Origin of the sequence: Terribacillus sp. JSM ZJ617 (genome assembly GCF_044383785.1) — a bacterium.
In the GTDB taxonomy this organism is placed as follows: Bacteria; Bacillota; Bacilli; order Bacillales; family Amphibacillaceae; genus Terribacillus.
In genome coordinates this window covers 41,536-55,209 of sequence record NZ_JBISEQ010000009.1, presented here as the reverse complement: position 1 = coordinate 55,209, position 13,674 = coordinate 41,536, and the positions used below count along the sequence as shown (strand labels likewise).

At 45.2% G+C, this 13,674-nt stretch carries 19 protein-coding genes; 15 read left to right on the top strand and 4 right to left on the bottom strand.

The genetic code is table 11. The features are described 5' to 3' along the window. Window positions 1-112: 112 nt before the first annotated feature. From ACH6C1_RS19090 to ACH6C1_RS19080, 3 genes are read right to left on the bottom strand one after another with little or no spacing between them, the layout of a single operon-like run. Complete coding sequence (locus ACH6C1_RS19090; RefSeq protein ID WP_374079909.1) at window positions 113-352, bottom strand: helix-turn-helix domain-containing protein; 240 nt, start codon at window positions 350-352, stop codon at window positions 113-115. Window positions 353-354: 2 nt separating this feature from the next. After that, the gene (locus ACH6C1_RS19085) at window positions 355-507 is read right to left on the bottom strand and encodes a YvrJ family protein (RefSeq protein WP_095224678.1); all 153 of its coding nucleotides are present in this window, start codon (window positions 505-507) and stop codon (window positions 355-357) included. Further along, a complete protein-coding gene (locus ACH6C1_RS19080) occupies window positions 504-1,067 on the bottom strand; it encodes a sigma-70 family RNA polymerase sigma factor (protein ID WP_374079905.1) in 564 nt (187 codons plus the stop codon). The genes ACH6C1_RS19085 and ACH6C1_RS19080 overlap by 4 nt, the downstream gene beginning before the upstream one ends. Window positions 1,068-1,377: 310 nt before the next feature. On the opposite strand from ACH6C1_RS19080, the gene ACH6C1_RS19075 reads away from it, so the two are divergent. The 11 genes from ACH6C1_RS19075 to rsmI all read left to right on the top strand — a co-directional run bounded on the left by ACH6C1_RS19075 (window position 1,378) and on the right by rsmI (window position 8,657). Further along, complete coding sequence (locus ACH6C1_RS19075) at window positions 1,378-1,560, top strand: sigma factor G inhibitor Gin (RefSeq protein WP_374079903.1); 183 nt, start codon at window positions 1,378-1,380, stop codon at window positions 1,558-1,560. Between the two features lie 71 nt (window positions 1,561-1,631). Next, window positions 1,632-3,059, top strand: coding sequence for an aminotransferase class I/II-fold pyridoxal phosphate-dependent enzyme (locus tag ACH6C1_RS19070; RefSeq protein ID WP_374079900.1), 1,428 nt, complete (start codon window positions 1,632-1,634; stop codon window positions 3,057-3,059). Beyond that, window positions 3,056-3,694: a dTMP kinase gene (gene tmk / locus ACH6C1_RS19065; protein ID WP_374079898.1), complete on the top strand. Its 639-nt coding sequence runs from the start codon at window positions 3,056-3,058 to the stop codon at window positions 3,692-3,694. The genes ACH6C1_RS19070 and tmk overlap by 4 nt, the downstream gene beginning before the upstream one ends. 26 nt (window positions 3,695-3,720) lie before the next feature. Next, window positions 3,721-4,050, top strand: a complete 330-nt coding sequence (locus tag ACH6C1_RS19060) for a cyclic-di-AMP receptor (protein WP_095224682.1) — start codon at window positions 3,721-3,723, stop codon at window positions 4,048-4,050. 18 nt (window positions 4,051-4,068) lie between these two features. Further along, complete coding sequence (locus tag ACH6C1_RS19055; protein WP_095224683.1) at window positions 4,069-4,506, top strand: YaaR family protein; 438 nt, start codon at window positions 4,069-4,071, stop codon at window positions 4,504-4,506. A 24-nt stretch (window positions 4,507-4,530) separates the two neighbouring features. Continuing rightward, the gene (gene holB, locus ACH6C1_RS19050; protein WP_095224684.1) at window positions 4,531-5,517 is read left to right on the top strand and encodes a DNA polymerase III subunit delta'; all 987 of its coding nucleotides are present in this window, start codon (window positions 4,531-4,533) and stop codon (window positions 5,515-5,517) included. An 8-nt stretch (window positions 5,518-5,525) separates the two neighbouring features. Further along, a complete protein-coding gene (locus tag ACH6C1_RS19045) occupies window positions 5,526-6,350 on the top strand; it encodes a PSP1 domain-containing protein (RefSeq protein WP_095224685.1) in 825 nt (274 codons plus the stop codon). Window positions 6,351-6,365: 15 nt separating this feature from the next. Then, window positions 6,366-6,716 (top strand): DNA replication initiation control protein YabA, encoded by a 351-nt coding sequence (gene yabA / locus ACH6C1_RS19040; RefSeq protein ID WP_095224686.1) that lies wholly within the window; start codon window positions 6,366-6,368, stop codon window positions 6,714-6,716. Window positions 6,717-6,789: 73 nt separating this feature from the next. Beyond that, window positions 6,790-7,533, top strand: a complete 744-nt coding sequence (locus ACH6C1_RS19035; RefSeq protein WP_374079915.1) for a tRNA1(Val) (adenine(37)-N6)-methyltransferase — start codon at window positions 6,790-6,792, stop codon at window positions 7,531-7,533. Beyond that, window positions 7,520-7,804 (top strand): GIY-YIG nuclease family protein, encoded by a 285-nt coding sequence (locus tag ACH6C1_RS19030; RefSeq protein WP_095224688.1) that lies wholly within the window; start codon window positions 7,520-7,522, stop codon window positions 7,802-7,804. The genes ACH6C1_RS19035 and ACH6C1_RS19030 overlap by 14 nt, the downstream gene beginning before the upstream one ends. After that, window positions 7,782-8,657 (top strand): 16S rRNA (cytidine(1402)-2'-O)-methyltransferase, encoded by an 876-nt coding sequence (gene rsmI / locus ACH6C1_RS19025; protein ID WP_374079893.1) that lies wholly within the window; start codon window positions 7,782-7,784, stop codon window positions 8,655-8,657. The genes ACH6C1_RS19030 and rsmI overlap by 23 nt, the downstream gene beginning before the upstream one ends. A 35-nt stretch (window positions 8,658-8,692) precedes the next feature. On the opposite strand, the gene ACH6C1_RS19020 is transcribed toward rsmI, so the two are convergent. Continuing rightward, window positions 8,693-8,971: a transition state genes transcriptional regulator AbrB gene (locus tag ACH6C1_RS19020; protein WP_038562480.1), complete on the bottom strand. Its 279-nt coding sequence runs from the start codon at window positions 8,969-8,971 to the stop codon at window positions 8,693-8,695. A gap of 461 nt (window positions 8,972-9,432) precedes the next feature. Between ACH6C1_RS19020 and metG the strand changes: the two genes are divergently transcribed. The 4 genes from metG (at window position 9,433) to rsmA (ending at window position 13,669) form a co-directional block, all read left to right on the top strand. Then, window positions 9,433-11,391: a methionine--tRNA ligase gene (gene metG / locus ACH6C1_RS19015; protein ID WP_374079890.1), complete on the top strand. Its 1,959-nt coding sequence runs from the start codon at window positions 9,433-9,435 to the stop codon at window positions 11,389-11,391. Window positions 11,392-11,459: 68 nt separating this feature from the next. Next, complete coding sequence (locus ACH6C1_RS19010) at window positions 11,460-12,230, top strand: TatD family hydrolase (protein WP_374079887.1); 771 nt, start codon at window positions 11,460-11,462, stop codon at window positions 12,228-12,230. Window positions 12,231-12,240: 10 nt separating this feature from the next. Then, window positions 12,241-12,804 (top strand): ribonuclease M5, encoded by a 564-nt coding sequence (gene rnmV, locus ACH6C1_RS19005; RefSeq protein ID WP_374079884.1) that lies wholly within the window; start codon window positions 12,241-12,243, stop codon window positions 12,802-12,804. Continuing rightward, window positions 12,794-13,669 carry a 16S rRNA (adenine(1518)-N(6)/adenine(1519)-N(6))-dimethyltransferase RsmA gene (rsmA, locus tag ACH6C1_RS19000; RefSeq protein ID WP_374079882.1) on the top strand — a complete coding sequence of 292 codons (876 nt, stop codon included), beginning with the start codon at window positions 12,794-12,796 and terminating at the stop codon, window positions 13,667-13,669. Before rnmV ends, rsmA begins: the two co-directional genes overlap by 11 nt. Window positions 13,670-13,674 lie beyond the last annotated feature (5 nt).

Sequence of the window (13,674 nt, the reverse complement as noted above, 5' to 3'; positions counted from 1 at the left end):
GAACACAGCAGTTAAGCTCTTCAGCGCCGATGGTAGTTGGGTTCGCCCTGCGAGAGTAGGACGCTGCCAGGCAAGATGAAATCCCTGATCCTTATTGGATCAGGGATTTTTTTTATATGGCGGAATGAAGTTGATGAGAGAATTTCCATTGAGGCTCCACCTCTTGAATTTCAAATCGTTGAATTGCTTTAATTAGCTGGATATGCAGCTCCTGTTCCAGGTCTTCTTTCCATGCATATGATGCGGAGCTGCTCAATTTTCTGATCTTTGGCTGAAATCGAATTAGTATAGCTTCCAGTGCGGCTGTATCTTCTGCCTTTGCTCTAATTGTAAGTTCAAGCAATGTGGTCAACTTTAGCTACCTCCTTTTTGAATCTGTTCTATCAGAACTTGCAGTGTTTGTTCCAGGCGCTTAATGTTCTGCTCGAGTCGAATGAGCAAGTAAAATGAGACTACTATAGGAAAGCCAAGGTTACCAATCATGGAAATAATCGTTTCTGTTGTCATGGCGCGTCTCCTTCCTGTAAGACTGAACGGAGTTTCCTAAGTGCTGATTGAACTGACTTTGAAACAGCTTGTTGGGAAATGTCCAGCTTCTCAGCAATTTCAGTATGGGTCAGCTGATGGATAAAATGGAGCTCTAGATTTTGTTTCTGTTTAGAAGGCAAATCCTGAATAGCAGTTAAAAGAGCAGGATCATGGATGGCCTGTTCCCAGCTGTACACAGTCTGGTCTTCCTTGGCTACGAGCATCTCCTTCTTACTGGTTTCTTGGTCTTCGCCAGCAGGCTGGTCAAGCACAGCTAATTCCCTTCCTTGTAGTACGGTTGTTTGTTTGCTGTAATTCCTCGCATAGTAACTAAGAGTCATCGTTAGGTAGTTCGTTAATTGTATTTCTGTATAAAATTGCTGAAAAGCAGAATTAAGCTTTCGCAGGTTTGCCTCGGAAGGATAACGTTCTGCTTGTTCGTAAACAATGCGGTGCTGTTCCTCTTTCAGGAATCCTTGTATCAAGGCTGGATTTGGATGAAATTTTCCTTTTTCGGGTTTTTCCTTGCTGCACATCATTATGTTCCCCCTTTCAACCAAAAACGAACATATGTTCTATTTTAGTGTAAAAAAAATCAGCCTTTTTGAAAAGACTTTTTCGGATAGTCCCAACCTGCTTGTCCAATTGCGTTTCCTGTTGCAGTTTTCAGAAGCAAGTTTCCTCTTTCTCCTATAGTTTATAAAAGGCCATCGGCACCTCATATGACAACGTCAATACGTACAAACCGTACAAACAACATCTGTCTCAGTTGAACATAAACTTAGAATACAAGATTAGCAGGTATGAAGTTCGTTAGTTTAGGAGAAACTAACCTAACGGAGGTGGAGAATGATGAGCAAAAGCTGTTTATGCGGTATTTGTGACCAAGAGAAACAAGAAGGTATACATCTTTATCGCTTATTTATCTGCAGGGAATGTGAGCAGAAAATCATCGAGACGGAACCGAAGGAAGTACAATACCATTACTTTGTGAAGAAACTTCGGAACTTAAATCAAATGACATTTCATTAAAGCCTAAGCCAGGCTTTTTTCTTTTTGTATGTGTGCGTATAATAAATGAAAAAGCTCAAAGGAAGAATGAAATGAATCAGTTAGATACGCCGCTATACGATAGGTTAGTACAGTTTGCTAGGCAGGATCCAATTTCGTTCCATGTGCCAGGACATAAGCATGGAATGCTCTTTGAAGAGGGATCATTCTTTCAAACTGCTGCATTGCTCGATCAGACGGAGCTGACAGGGTTGGATGATCTGCATGCTCCTGAAGGGGTTATAGCAGAGGCACAGGAATTGGCTGCGTCTTTTTTTGGGGCACAGCATACACGATTTTTAGTGGCTGGAAGTACGGTAGGAAATATTGCGATGATACTCGGGAGCATCAATAGAAATCAAATCGTTCTCGTGCAGCGCAACTGTCATAAATCAATACTGAATGGACTGGAGCTCGCTGGCGCAAAGCCAGTCTTTTTGGCACCTGCGTATAATGAGGAGAAAGGGAGATATACCCATCCCACGCCGAAAACGATACAGAAAGCGATCCAAAGGTATCCAGAGGCAAAAGCACTCATATTGACGTATCCGGATTATTTCGGCACGGTATTTGATTTAAAAGATACCGTAGAGATGGCACATGCAAGCAGGATACCAGTTTTAGTCGATGAGGCGCATGGAGTTCATTTAAAGACCGCCAAGACACTTCCTTTAAGCGCATTAGAAGCAGGAGCGGATGTTGTCGTCCAGTCCGCTCATAAGATGGCACCTGCACTTACGATGAGTTCCTATCTTCATCTGAATAGCGAGTATATCTCCATTTCTTCTATTGATCGTTATTTGAGGATGCTGCAGTCCAGCAGTCCGTCTTATTTGCTGCTGGCTTCACTTGATACAGCCAGGAAGTACTTGGCTACGCGTACAGAAAGAGATATGGAAAAACTCCGCACTGCTGTCGACGCTTTTCGAAAACTACTGTCTGCGTCGGATTTATGGGAAGTGGAAAAGCAGGATGGCGATTGGCTGAAAATAGTTTTACGTGTACATGCGGGTTATCAGCCAAGGCAGCTTGCCAATATGCTGGAGTCATCCGGTATTTATCCGGAATTGGTCACAGATCGGCATATTTTGCTTGTCCATGGATTAGAAGCACTATCAGATGACGATTTGAATTTTGTCAGAACAGCTATTAGTGATATGGAAGCACCAGCATTCATCCCGCCTGTCCAAGCAGCTCACCTTTTCTCTGAGCCGGTACAGGAGCTTGCTGTAAGCTATGCTGAGATGGAAGAGCAGCAGCCAGTCCTTGCAAAATGGGATGAGGCTATCGGCTGTATTGCAGCAGAATCGATTATTCCTTATCCTCCAGGTATACCGGTACTTGCAAAAGGAGAAATCGTTACAAAACAGCATGTGGAAATGATACAATTATGGAAGAATAGCAGCATCTCTTTTCAAAATGAACATATTGAACAAGGGATGCTTACGTATAGAGGCACAAACGAAGGAGAATTATTTTGACAGGATTGTTTATCACGCTGGAGGGCGGCGAAGGAGCAGGAAAGACTTCTGCAGTACCGTTTTTGACAGCTCGTTTAGAAGAACAAGGCTATCAGGTGCTTGCTACACGGGAACCAGGCGGTATCGAGATAGCGGAGGCGATACGGGCAGTGATTCTGGATCCGGCCAATACGAGCATGGATGGCCGTACAGAGGCACTGCTTTATGCAGCTGCCAGAAGACAGCATCTGGTGGAAAAGGTGTGGCCGGCGCTGAAAAAGGGAATGATTGTACTATGCGATCGTTTTGTGGACAGCAGTTTGGCTTACCAGGGCTATACACGCGGTCTTGGGATGGAAGAAGTGATGGAAATCAATCGATTTGCTGTTGAAACTACCATGCCGGATTTGACATTATTCTTTGATATTTCCCCAGAAGCAGGATTAGCACGAATTTCGGAGAATAAAGGTAGAGAACAGAATCGGTTGGACTTGGAAGCACTATCCTTCCATGAAAGTGTCTATGAAGGATATCGGATTCTTCGGGAACAATACAAGGACCGTTATGTGACACTTGATGCTTCCAAACCGCTTGCTGACGTAGCTGAAAATGCTGTGCAAGCGATCATGGCTTTTTTGCAAGATAAAGAAAAGTGATGGAAAAGACATGAGGAGGAAATAAGATGAAACTAGTATTAGCAATTATTCAGGATAAAGACAGCAACAGGCTGACAGATGCACTCGGAGATAAGAATTTCAAAACAACTAAACTATCCACTACAGGCGGTTTCCTGAAAGCAGGGAATACGACGCTGATGGTTGGTTGTGAGGATGATCAAGTCGATGATGTGCTTGATATTATCAAGGACAATTGCAGTCAGCGTAATCAGATGGTAGCACCAATATCTCCAATGGGGGGCAACGCGGATTCTTATATTCCGAACCCTGTCAAAGTAGAGGTTGGCGGAGCTACTGTTTTCGTACTTCCTGTCGATTCCTTTATAAAGTTCTAAAAAAAGGAGACAATACCGTTGAAAATCGGTCCGGAGTTACGCGCGCAGCTGGATGCTGCACGTAAGAATACAACACAGGCACCAGCTGAGCCGAAGAGGTTTCAGGATTTGGTGCAGTCCCAGAGCAGGAAACTGCAGGGACAGGAACTGCAGCAGCTGATCACGGACATCACCAAGCAAGGGGAACGGCTTGCGCGTACGCGCTCGTTCCGTGAGCTTGCTTTGTATAAACGTAAGATTAAGAAGTTCATGGAAGATGTAAAGGACAACGGGATGGAGCTGCATCATGAGCATTCCTGGAACCAGCATGGGTCCCGGAAGCTTACGACTGTGCGGCTGATCGATGAGAAGCTGATGGAGCTGACGGAAATCCTGATGGATCAGGAGAAACAGCAAATCGGTGTACTCGGTTTGATCGGAGAGATCAAAGGGCTCCTTTTCAATCTTTACACGTGAAGTAACTGATAAAGGAAGAACGTTATGTTAAATTGGGCTGACATGTCTACTAAACAGCCTGTTGTCAGTAAGATGCTCGTCAACAGCCTGAAACGCGACCGTATTTCTCATGCCTACATATTCCAAGGATCGCGTGGAACTGGGAAATCAGCATTAAGCCGCTTGTTTGCCAAGAGTATCTTTTGTAAAAACCGCAAGGACGCAGAGCCTTGCAATGCATGTAAGGATTGCCGCCGCATCGATTCTGGCAACCATCCGGATCTCCATTGGATCGTTCCGGATGGTGCCTCCATAAAAAACGATCAGATACTGCAGCTGCAAAAGGAATTTTCTTATACAGGTATGGAATCCGATCGTAAGGTATATGTAATGGAAGACGCAGATAAAATGACAGCCAATGCATCCAATCGACTGCTCAAGTTTCTTGAGGAACCAGGTGCCCATACAACAGCGATCCTATTGACGGAAAATAGTCAGGCATTGCTTCAGACAATTCAATCCAGATGTCAGATACTCGCACTGCAGCCTTTACATGAAGGACAGTTCGAGGAATTGCTGGTTTCGGAAGGTCTGCCGCAGTCAACAGCCCGACTTTTGTCACAGCTAACGCAGAATTATGAGGAAGCAATGGAGATTTCCGGTCAAGAGTGGTTTGCTAAAGCGCGAAAACTAGTGGTACAATTAGTAGAAGTGCTGGAAACCAGGCCTAACGAAGCGCTTTTGTTTATCCATAGTCAATGGATGCCTGTGATGAAGGATCGCGAGCTGCAGCAGCTGGCGTTACATCTGCTATTATTGTGGTTTAAAGACATAATCTATCTTTATGCTGACAGGCCGGATTCCATTATCTATATACAGGAGAAAGACAGGCTTGAGAACAGCCTTCGCCATTGGACAAGGCAGCGAGCTACTGATAGCTTGCAGTCCGTTATGGAAGCGAAACGCCAATTAGACCAGAATGTCCATCCTGCACTTGTTATGGAAAAATTGACACTTCAGATGCAGAGGTGAATGGGTAGATGCAAGTCATTGGTGTCCGTTTTAAAAAGGCGGGTAAAATCTATTACTTCGATCCGGGCAAACTTTCGGTTGCTTTGGACGATTATGTTATTGTAGAGACTGTTCGCGGCGTAGAATTTGGACGAGTTGTGCTTGCAGATAAGCAAGTGGATGAAGAGGATGTCGTCCTTCCTCTGAAAAAAGTCATTCGTATCGCAACAGACAAAGATAAATTTACCGTAGCGGAAAATACAGAGAACGCTGCGCAGGCACATAAGGTTTGTGAGAAGAAGATTCGAGAGCACAAGCTCGACATGAATCTGGTCGAAGTCGAATATACCTTCGACCGAAATAAAGTCATCTTTTACTTCACAGCAGACGGCCGGGTTGATTTCCGGAACCTGGTGAAGGATCTGGCTGCAGTCTTCAAGACTAGAATCGAACTCAGACAGATTGGGGTGCGGGATGAAGCGAAGCTGCTGGGCGGTATTGGTCCTTGCGGCAGAATGCTTTGCTGCTCCACTTTCCTGGGGGATTTCGAGCCGGTATCAATCAAGATGGCAAAGGATCAGAATCTATCGTTGAATCCAGCGAAGATTTCTGGTCTATGCGGACGGCTGATGTGCTGTCTGAAGTATGAAAATGATGAGTATGAAGAGGCGAAACGTGAGCTTCCGGATTTGGGTGAAGCGATTCGGACTTCTTACGGATCGGGTAAGGTAGTCGGCTTGAACATTTTGGAACGGTTGATTCAGATTGAAGTGCCGGAGAAGGAACGGGTTATTGAGTATACCTTAGATGAACTGATCGAAGAAGGAGTTATCTCAACGCAAGCCATGGAATAATGGGGTGGAGAGACGGTGAATAAGAAGGAAATACTGGAGCATGTCACACAGATGGAAGAGCAAATCGGACAGCTGTACAAGCAGTTGGGTGATGTAAAGGGTCATGTAGCGGAGCTATTGGAAGAGAATAACCGTCTGACGGTCGAAAACCATCACCTGCGCAATCGTCTTGATGGTCAAGCTGAACAGGAACAGAAAGCCGGAAGCATTGCCACACCGTCCAAGGATGCACAGATTGGTGAAGGATATGATAACCTGGCGCGTTTATATGAAGAAGGTTTCCATATCTGTAATGTGCATTTCGGCAGTCCGAGACGTAATGAAGATTGCTTGTTCTGTTTGACATTCTTGAATAAGAATAAATGATGTGGCGGCCTTTCTTACAAATTAGTAGGGAAGGCCCTTTTTTGTAAAAAAACAGAAGGGAATTAATTGTATGGTGGAACTAAAAGGGGATGAGCGGCTGGATTACTTGCTTGCTGATGAAAATATGCGCATCATCCAGAGCCCGACTGTATTTGCCTTTTCATTGGATGCAGTGCTCCTGGCTGACTTTGCATCGATTCCAATTTCGAAAGGGAGAATATTGGACTTATGCTCCGGTAATGCCGTAATCCCATTATTGCTCAGCAAAAGGACAAGAGCACGAATAACAGGTGTCGAGATTCAGGAGCGACTATATGATATGGCAGTGCGGAATGTTGTACTGAATGGGCTGGAGGATCAAGTGGAGATGATACATGGTGATCTGAAAGAGATGCCAGCTGTATTAGGGAACGGTCCTTTTGATGCGATTACGTGTAATCCTCCTTATTTCAAAACACCAAGCAAAAACGAGCAAAACCTGAATGAGCATTTAACCATTGCCCGGCATGAAATCATGTGCACGTTGGACGATGTTATCCTAGCTTGCAGGAAACTGGTGAAACCAGGCGGCAAGGTCACCCTGGTTCATCGTCCGGATCGGCTGCTGGATATTGTCACCAGTATGCGTGAGCAGAAAATCGAACCAAAACGGATGAGACTTGTCTATCCGAAGCCCGGGAAAGAAGCAAATATCCTCCTGATTGAAGGCGTCCGTAATGGCAATCCTGGGTTGAAGATTTTGCCGCCGCTGTATTCTCATAAGCAAGGCGGAGGATATACTGAAGAATTAGAGGAAATCCTGTATGGCAGCAAATGAGCATATGGTCTATATGCTGAAATGCAAGGATGGAAGTCTGTATACTGGATATACAAACGCGCTCGCCAAACGCTTAAAGCAGCATGCTTCCGGCAAAGGTGCAAAATATACAAAGGGCAGGGGTCCATTCATCCTTGTTTATATCCGAGGTTTCGATTCCAGGCAAGCTGCTCTCAAAGAGGAATACAGGATCAAGCAGCTCCCGAAAAATCGAAAATGGGCGCTTATCCAGGAAGGAGGAAAACCATATGCAATCACAGAAAAGCTTTGAAGAACGCCAGGCAGGTACCCTGTTCATCATTCCTACGCCGATAGGAAACCTGCAGGATATTACGTTAAGAGCACTAGAGACGTTAAAACAAGTACATACTGTCGCTGCAGAGGATACACGGAATACGAAGAAACTGTTCAATCATTTTGAAATTCCAACACCGCTTATAAGCTACCACGAGCATAACCGGAAAGCGCGCGAGCAGATGCTTCTCGATTTGCTGGAAGAGGGAAAAGATGTTGGTCTGGTTAGCGATGCCGGTATGCCGGCTATTAGCGATCCGGGCCAGGAGTTGGTTCAAGCAGCTGCTGCAGCTGATTATCCAGTTGTCGTACTGCCAGGAGCTAATGCGGCGCTCGTTGCATTGGTCGGATCAGGCCTTTCCACAGATGCTTATCAATTTTACGGTTTCCTGCCGCGGAAAAAGAAGGAATTGACAGGAGAGTTAGAGAAACTGCGGAAAGTCGCGGCAACTCTGCTTTTCTATGAAAGTCCGCATCGATTAAAGGAAACACTCGCTGCCTTGCAGGAGGTTTTTGGGAACCGAAGGATAGCGCTTGGCCGAGAGCTGACAAAGCGTTATGAAGAATTTCTGAGAGGAACCATACAAGAAGCACTGGATTGGGCTTCCTCTGAAACAGTGAGAGGCGAGTTCTGCCTTGTTGTAGAAGGAGCTTCAGAAGCAGAGCAGCTGGAAGAAGTCGAAGCTTTTTGGCAGAGTATGAGTGTGCAGGAGCATGTCGACTGGTATATAGAGAATGAGGGATTACCCTCAAAACAAGCAATCAAGCAAGTGGCTGTAGATCGTCAGCTTCCTAAACGAGACGTGTACCAGGCTTATCATGTCGAATAAATAGAAAAACCGCTCCAGAACGGAGCGGTTTTTTATTATTTGTTCAGGCGTGTTTGGATTTCGTTGATTAGCTCTTCTGCACCTTCGCGGCTAAGAACCAGTTTACCGTTAGCCAAAGACAAGTTGTCATCGGAGATCTCACCAGTAATATGGCAAGTCATGTTCGGTTTGTATTTTTTAAGGATGATGCGGTCATCATCTACGTAGATTTCCAAAGCATCTTTCTCGTTGATTCCTAGTGTGCGGCGCAATTCGATTGGAATAACAACTCTTCCCAATTCGTCTACTTTACGTACAATACCTGTTGATTTCATATAATGTTTCTCCTCTCGGGTGTTTATATATGTTTATTCGTCATTATTCGACAATTTAACTATTGAATATCGTACCAGTGATTGACATAAGTGTCAATTCAAAAATCTTGCAGTTAAGCATGTTGCTGACAGTAAAAACATAAGAAAGGGAATATGGTGGGTATATGATACTATTATAATGGTTGTATATGTAAAAAGAGTAAATTAAATAGGGATATATAAATAGAAAGATGATAGGAGAGTTATGTCGAATGCTCGACATAATTCGACACATTTGCTTTATGTGTCGGATTATTACCATAGAAATACGTATATGTGCTTATTTTTATGTCGCATCCGTCAAGAAAAAAATTTCTGCTGGATTGGAATTTATGGAGGAAAGTCGCTACAATAGAGATAAGTGTAATAGCGATACGAGTAGCTCACGCTGGTGGGCTTTTTTCTTAATGGAGGGTAAGCACATGCAGAAAGAGAATAAAACGTTTTATATTACTACGCCAATCTACTATCCGAGTGGCAAGCTGCACATCGGACATGCCTATACGACAGTAGCTGGAGATGCGATGGCTCGCTATAAGCGTCTGCGCGGATATGATGTCGCGTATTTGACGGGTACGGATGAGCATGGTCAGAAAATCCAGCGCAAAGCAGAAGAACAAGGTATAACTCCGCAGCAATATGTGGACAACATCGTAAAAGATATCAAAGCTTTATGGAAGACACTTGAGATCACCAATACAGATTTCATCCGCACTACTGAACCGCGTCATAAGGAAACCGTGCAGAAAATCTTCTCCAGACTATTGGAACAGGATGATATTTACCTGGACCAATATGAAGGCTGGTATTGTACTTCCTGTGAATCCTTCTTCACGGAAACACAGCTGGACGATGGCAGATGTCCGGACTGCGGCGGTCCGGTCGATCGGGTAAAAGAGGAGTCTTATTTCTTGCGGACTAGCAAATATGCAGACCGCCTGCTGAAGTATTATGAAGAAAATCCTGAATTCATCCAGCCAGTGAGCCGGAAGAATGAAATGATCAATAACTTCATCAAGCCTGGTCTGGAAGACTTGGCAGTTTCCCGTACATCATTTGAATGGGGACCGAAAGTGCTTGAGAATCCGAAGCATGTTATTTATGTATGGATAGATGCGCTATCCAACTATATAACGGCACTCGGATATGGCTCCGATGATGACAGTCTTTATCAGAAATACTGGCCAGCGGATGTTCATTTGATGAGTAAAGAGATTGTCCGTTTTCATACCATTTACTGGCCGATCATGCTGATGGCATTGGATCTTCCGCTGCCGAAGAAAGTATTCGCACACGGCTGGATTTTGATGAAAGACGGCAAGATGAGTAAATCAAAAGGGAATGTCGTGAGTCCGGTTGATTTGAAGGAGCGCTATGGTCTTGATCCGCTGCGCTACTATTTGCTTCGTGAAGTACCATTCGGCGCAGACGGTGTGTTCACGCCGGAAGGCTTCGTCGATCGTACGAACTTTGATTTGGCAAATGACCTTGGTAACTTGCTGAACCGTACAGTAGCCATGATCAGTCAATACAAAGAAGGAATTGTGCCGGCTTATGTTGCTGGAGAGACGGAATTTGAGCAGGCATTGGAAGAAATGGCGAAACAAACTGTCAAGGAAGTAGAAGACGGAATGGAGAACATGGAGTTCTCTGTCGTTCTTGCGAAAATCTGGCAGCTAGTCAGCCGAGCAAATAAATACATCGATGAAACGAAGCCTTGGGTGCTGGCAAAAGACGAAGCCCAAGCGGACCGTCTTGGAAACGTTCTTGCTCACCTTGCAGAAGTGCTGCGCCAAGTAGCTATTTTGCTTCGTCCATTCCTTGTCGAAACACCTGCTAAGATCTTTGCGCAGCTTGGTGTAGAGGAAGCAAGCCAAGACTGGGATACGCTTCTGGCAACAGAAGTGAAAGCAGGCCGTCAAGTGAAGAAAGAAGGCCCGATCTTCCCTCGTCTGGATGCAAAGGTAGAAGTGGAAGCGATCAAGAACATGATGAAAGTTCCTGAACCAGAGAAAAAAGAACAGCCGAAAAAAGAGCAGGAAACTGCCAAACTTCCGGAAGTGCAGTATGAGGACTTTGCGAAGCTTGAATTCCGCGTGGCTGAAGTTATTGCTGCTGATAAAGTGAAGAAAGCAGATAAGCTATTGAAAATTCAGCTTGATTTGGGAACAGAGAAGCGTCAGGTTATTTCTGGTATAGCAGAGCATTATACTCCAGAAGAGCTTGTCGGCAAAAAAGTGATTTGTGTGGTGAATCTGAAGCCGGTTAAACTTCGCGGGGAGATGTCCGAAGGGATGATCCTGTCCGGTGAAAGTGCAGACGGCAAGCTTGCGCTGGCAACAGTGGAGTCGGATTTGCCGAATGGATCGGTCGTAAAATAATAAATGAGGGGGAGACGCTTGCACGCAAGCGTTTTTCCTTTTTTAACAGATAGAAAGGACATCATGCTATGTTATTTGATACACATGCTCATATTAATGATAAGCAGTTTGCGGAAGACCGCGAAGAAATGCTGCAGCGGGCAAAGGATGCGGGCGTCTCCCGTCTTGTAGTTATTGGCTGTGATGCGGATGGTATCACCTCTGCAATCGAGCTTGCGGAGAAATACGAATTCGTTTACGCAGCAATCGGCTGGCATCCTGTCGATGCAATTGATATGACAGACGCCGACCTGAATAGAATCGAGGAGCTTTCGGCACATCCAAAGGTTGTGGCGATCGGTGAAATGGGTCTGGATTACCACTGGGACAAGTCACCGAAGGATATTCAAAAGGACGTGCTGAGAAAGCAGATTCAGCTGGCTAAACGCGTCAAGCTGCCGATCATCATTCATAATCGGGAAGCGACGCAGGATATCATTCCTATCTTAAAAGAAGAAAATGCAGCAGAAGTCGGAGGCATCATGCATTGCTATAGTGATGAAGCGGATCTTGTACAAGAGTTTTTGGACATGAATTTCTATATTTCCCTTGGCGGACCTGTCACTTTTAAAAATGCTAAGGCGCCGAAGGAAGTAGCGAAAATCGTGCCAGCTGATCGGCTGCTTATTGAAACAGATTGTCCGTATCTGGCACCTCACCCTAACCGCGGCAAACGCAATGAACCAGCTTACGTGAAGTTAGTAGCTGAACAAATCGCTGAGCTGCGCGGCATCGGCTACGAGGAATTGGCAGAGCTGACAATGCGGAATGCAGAAAGACTATATCAAATTAAATCATAGAGGGTATAACGTGCAAATTAAAGAAGTGATTGTCGTAGAAGGTAAAGACGATACTGCGAAGATAAACCAGGCCATCCAGGCAGATACGATTGAGACGAACGGATCTGCCATACATGCAGGTATCATTGAACAAATTAGACATGCGCAAGCGAAGCGCGGTGTAATCATTTTTACTGATCCCGATTATCCCGGTGAGCGTATTCGTCATATTGTCTCTCAGGCGGTGCCTGGTTGTAAGCATGCGTTCCTGTCAAAGGACAAAGCGCGTGCGCGTAATAACAAAGGAATAGGGATTGAGCATGCTTCAGCTGAATCGATTCGGACAGCCCTGGAGCAAGTGTATGAGATGAGCGAGCAGTATGAACCGGAGATCTCCAGGGAAGCTGTCATAGCATACGGTCTCCTTGGCGGGCCAAAGGCAAAGCAGCGGCGGGAAAAGCTAGGGGAAAGACTGGCAATCGGCCATACAAATGGCAAGCAGCTTATCAAACGACTGGCTATGTTCCGGATACCGGAGCAGTTGTTTGTCGAAACGATGCAGCAAATTATACAGGAGGAAGACAATGACGAATGAACGGCATATTGCCACACCGACAAGGACGAAGGAACTGCTTAAGAAATATAACTTTTCCTTCAAGAAAAGCCTCGGGCAAAATTTCCTGATTGATACAAATATCCTGCGCAATATCATCCATCACGCAGGGGTGACAGAAGACATAGGTGCGATTGAAATCGGACCGGGAATGGGTGCATTGACGGAGCAGCTGGCTATCGCAGCAAATAAAGTATTGGCTTTTGAAATAGATCAGCGTCTATTGCCTATCCTGGAGGATACATTGTCTCCATATGATAATGTGAAGGTCGTGAATGAGGATATCCTGAAAGCAGACGTGCAGCAGGAGCTGCAGGGCTATTTCGGAGATCAGGAAGTGAAGATTGTCGCAAACCTGCCTTATTATATTACAACGCCGATACTGATGAATCTGCTTACGCGGGATCTTCCTATCTCAAGCATTACAGTCATGATTCAAAAAGAAGTAGCAGACCGTATGGCTGCTTCTCCGAACACGAAAAGCTACGGTTCCCTATCACTGGCAGTCCAGTATTATACACAGGCAGCAGTCGTAATGACTGTACCAAAAACGGCATTTATGCCGCAGCCGAATGTGGATTCTGCTGTTCTTCATCTTGAGCTGCGCAAGGAACCGCCAGTCCGTGTAGATGATGAAAAATTCTTCTTCGACTTGATTCAAGCTTCCTTTGGTCAACGCAGGAAGACGCTTCGCAACAACTTAAATAGACATTTTGCGTCGCGTTTCTCGAAGGAGGAGCTGGAGGATATCATGATCGAAGCTGGAATCGATGGCACAAGAAGAGGAGAGTCGCTGTCAATGGAGGAATTTGCTGCTCTGGCGAATACCTTTACAGCTAAAGGCTGAACATT

Bases quoted from the DNA above. Each gene is read 5' to 3' on its own strand.
- ACH6C1_RS19045 (WP_095224685.1), top strand. From the start codon at position 5,526: ATGCAAGTCATTGGTGTCCGTTTTAAAAAGGCGGGTAAAATCTATTAC.
- ACH6C1_RS19060 (WP_095224682.1), top strand. From the start codon at position 3,721: ATGAAACTAGTATTAGCAATTATTCAGGATAAAGACAGCAACAGGCTG.
- ACH6C1_RS19020 (WP_038562480.1), bottom strand. From the start codon at position 8,971: ATGAAATCAACAGGTATTGTACGTAAAGTAGACGAATTGGGAAGAGTT.
- metG (WP_374079890.1), top strand. From the start codon at position 9,433: ATGCAGAAAGAGAATAAAACGTTTTATATTACTACGCCAATCTACTAT.
- ACH6C1_RS19080 (WP_374079905.1), bottom strand. From the start codon at position 1,067: ATGATGTGCAGCAAGGAAAAACCCGAAAAAGGAAAATTTCATCCAAAT.
- ACH6C1_RS19075 (WP_374079903.1), top strand. From the start codon at position 1,378: ATGATGAGCAAAAGCTGTTTATGCGGTATTTGTGACCAAGAGAAACAA.
- ACH6C1_RS19010 (WP_374079887.1), top strand. From the start codon at position 11,460: ATGTTATTTGATACACATGCTCATATTAATGATAAGCAGTTTGCGGAA.
- ACH6C1_RS19070 (WP_374079900.1), top strand. From the start codon at position 1,632: ATGAATCAGTTAGATACGCCGCTATACGATAGGTTAGTACAGTTTGCT.
- ACH6C1_RS19030 (WP_095224688.1), top strand. From the start codon at position 7,520: ATGGCAGCAAATGAGCATATGGTCTATATGCTGAAATGCAAGGATGGA.
- holB (WP_095224684.1), top strand. From the start codon at position 4,531: ATGTTAAATTGGGCTGACATGTCTACTAAACAGCCTGTTGTCAGTAAG.
- rsmI (WP_374079893.1), top strand. From the start codon at position 7,782: ATGCAATCACAGAAAAGCTTTGAAGAACGCCAGGCAGGTACCCTGTTC.
- rsmA (WP_374079882.1), top strand. From the start codon at position 12,794: ATGACGAATGAACGGCATATTGCCACACCGACAAGGACGAAGGAACTG.
- ACH6C1_RS19085 (WP_095224678.1), bottom strand. From the start codon at position 507: ATGACAACAGAAACGATTATTTCCATGATTGGTAACCTTGGCTTTCCT.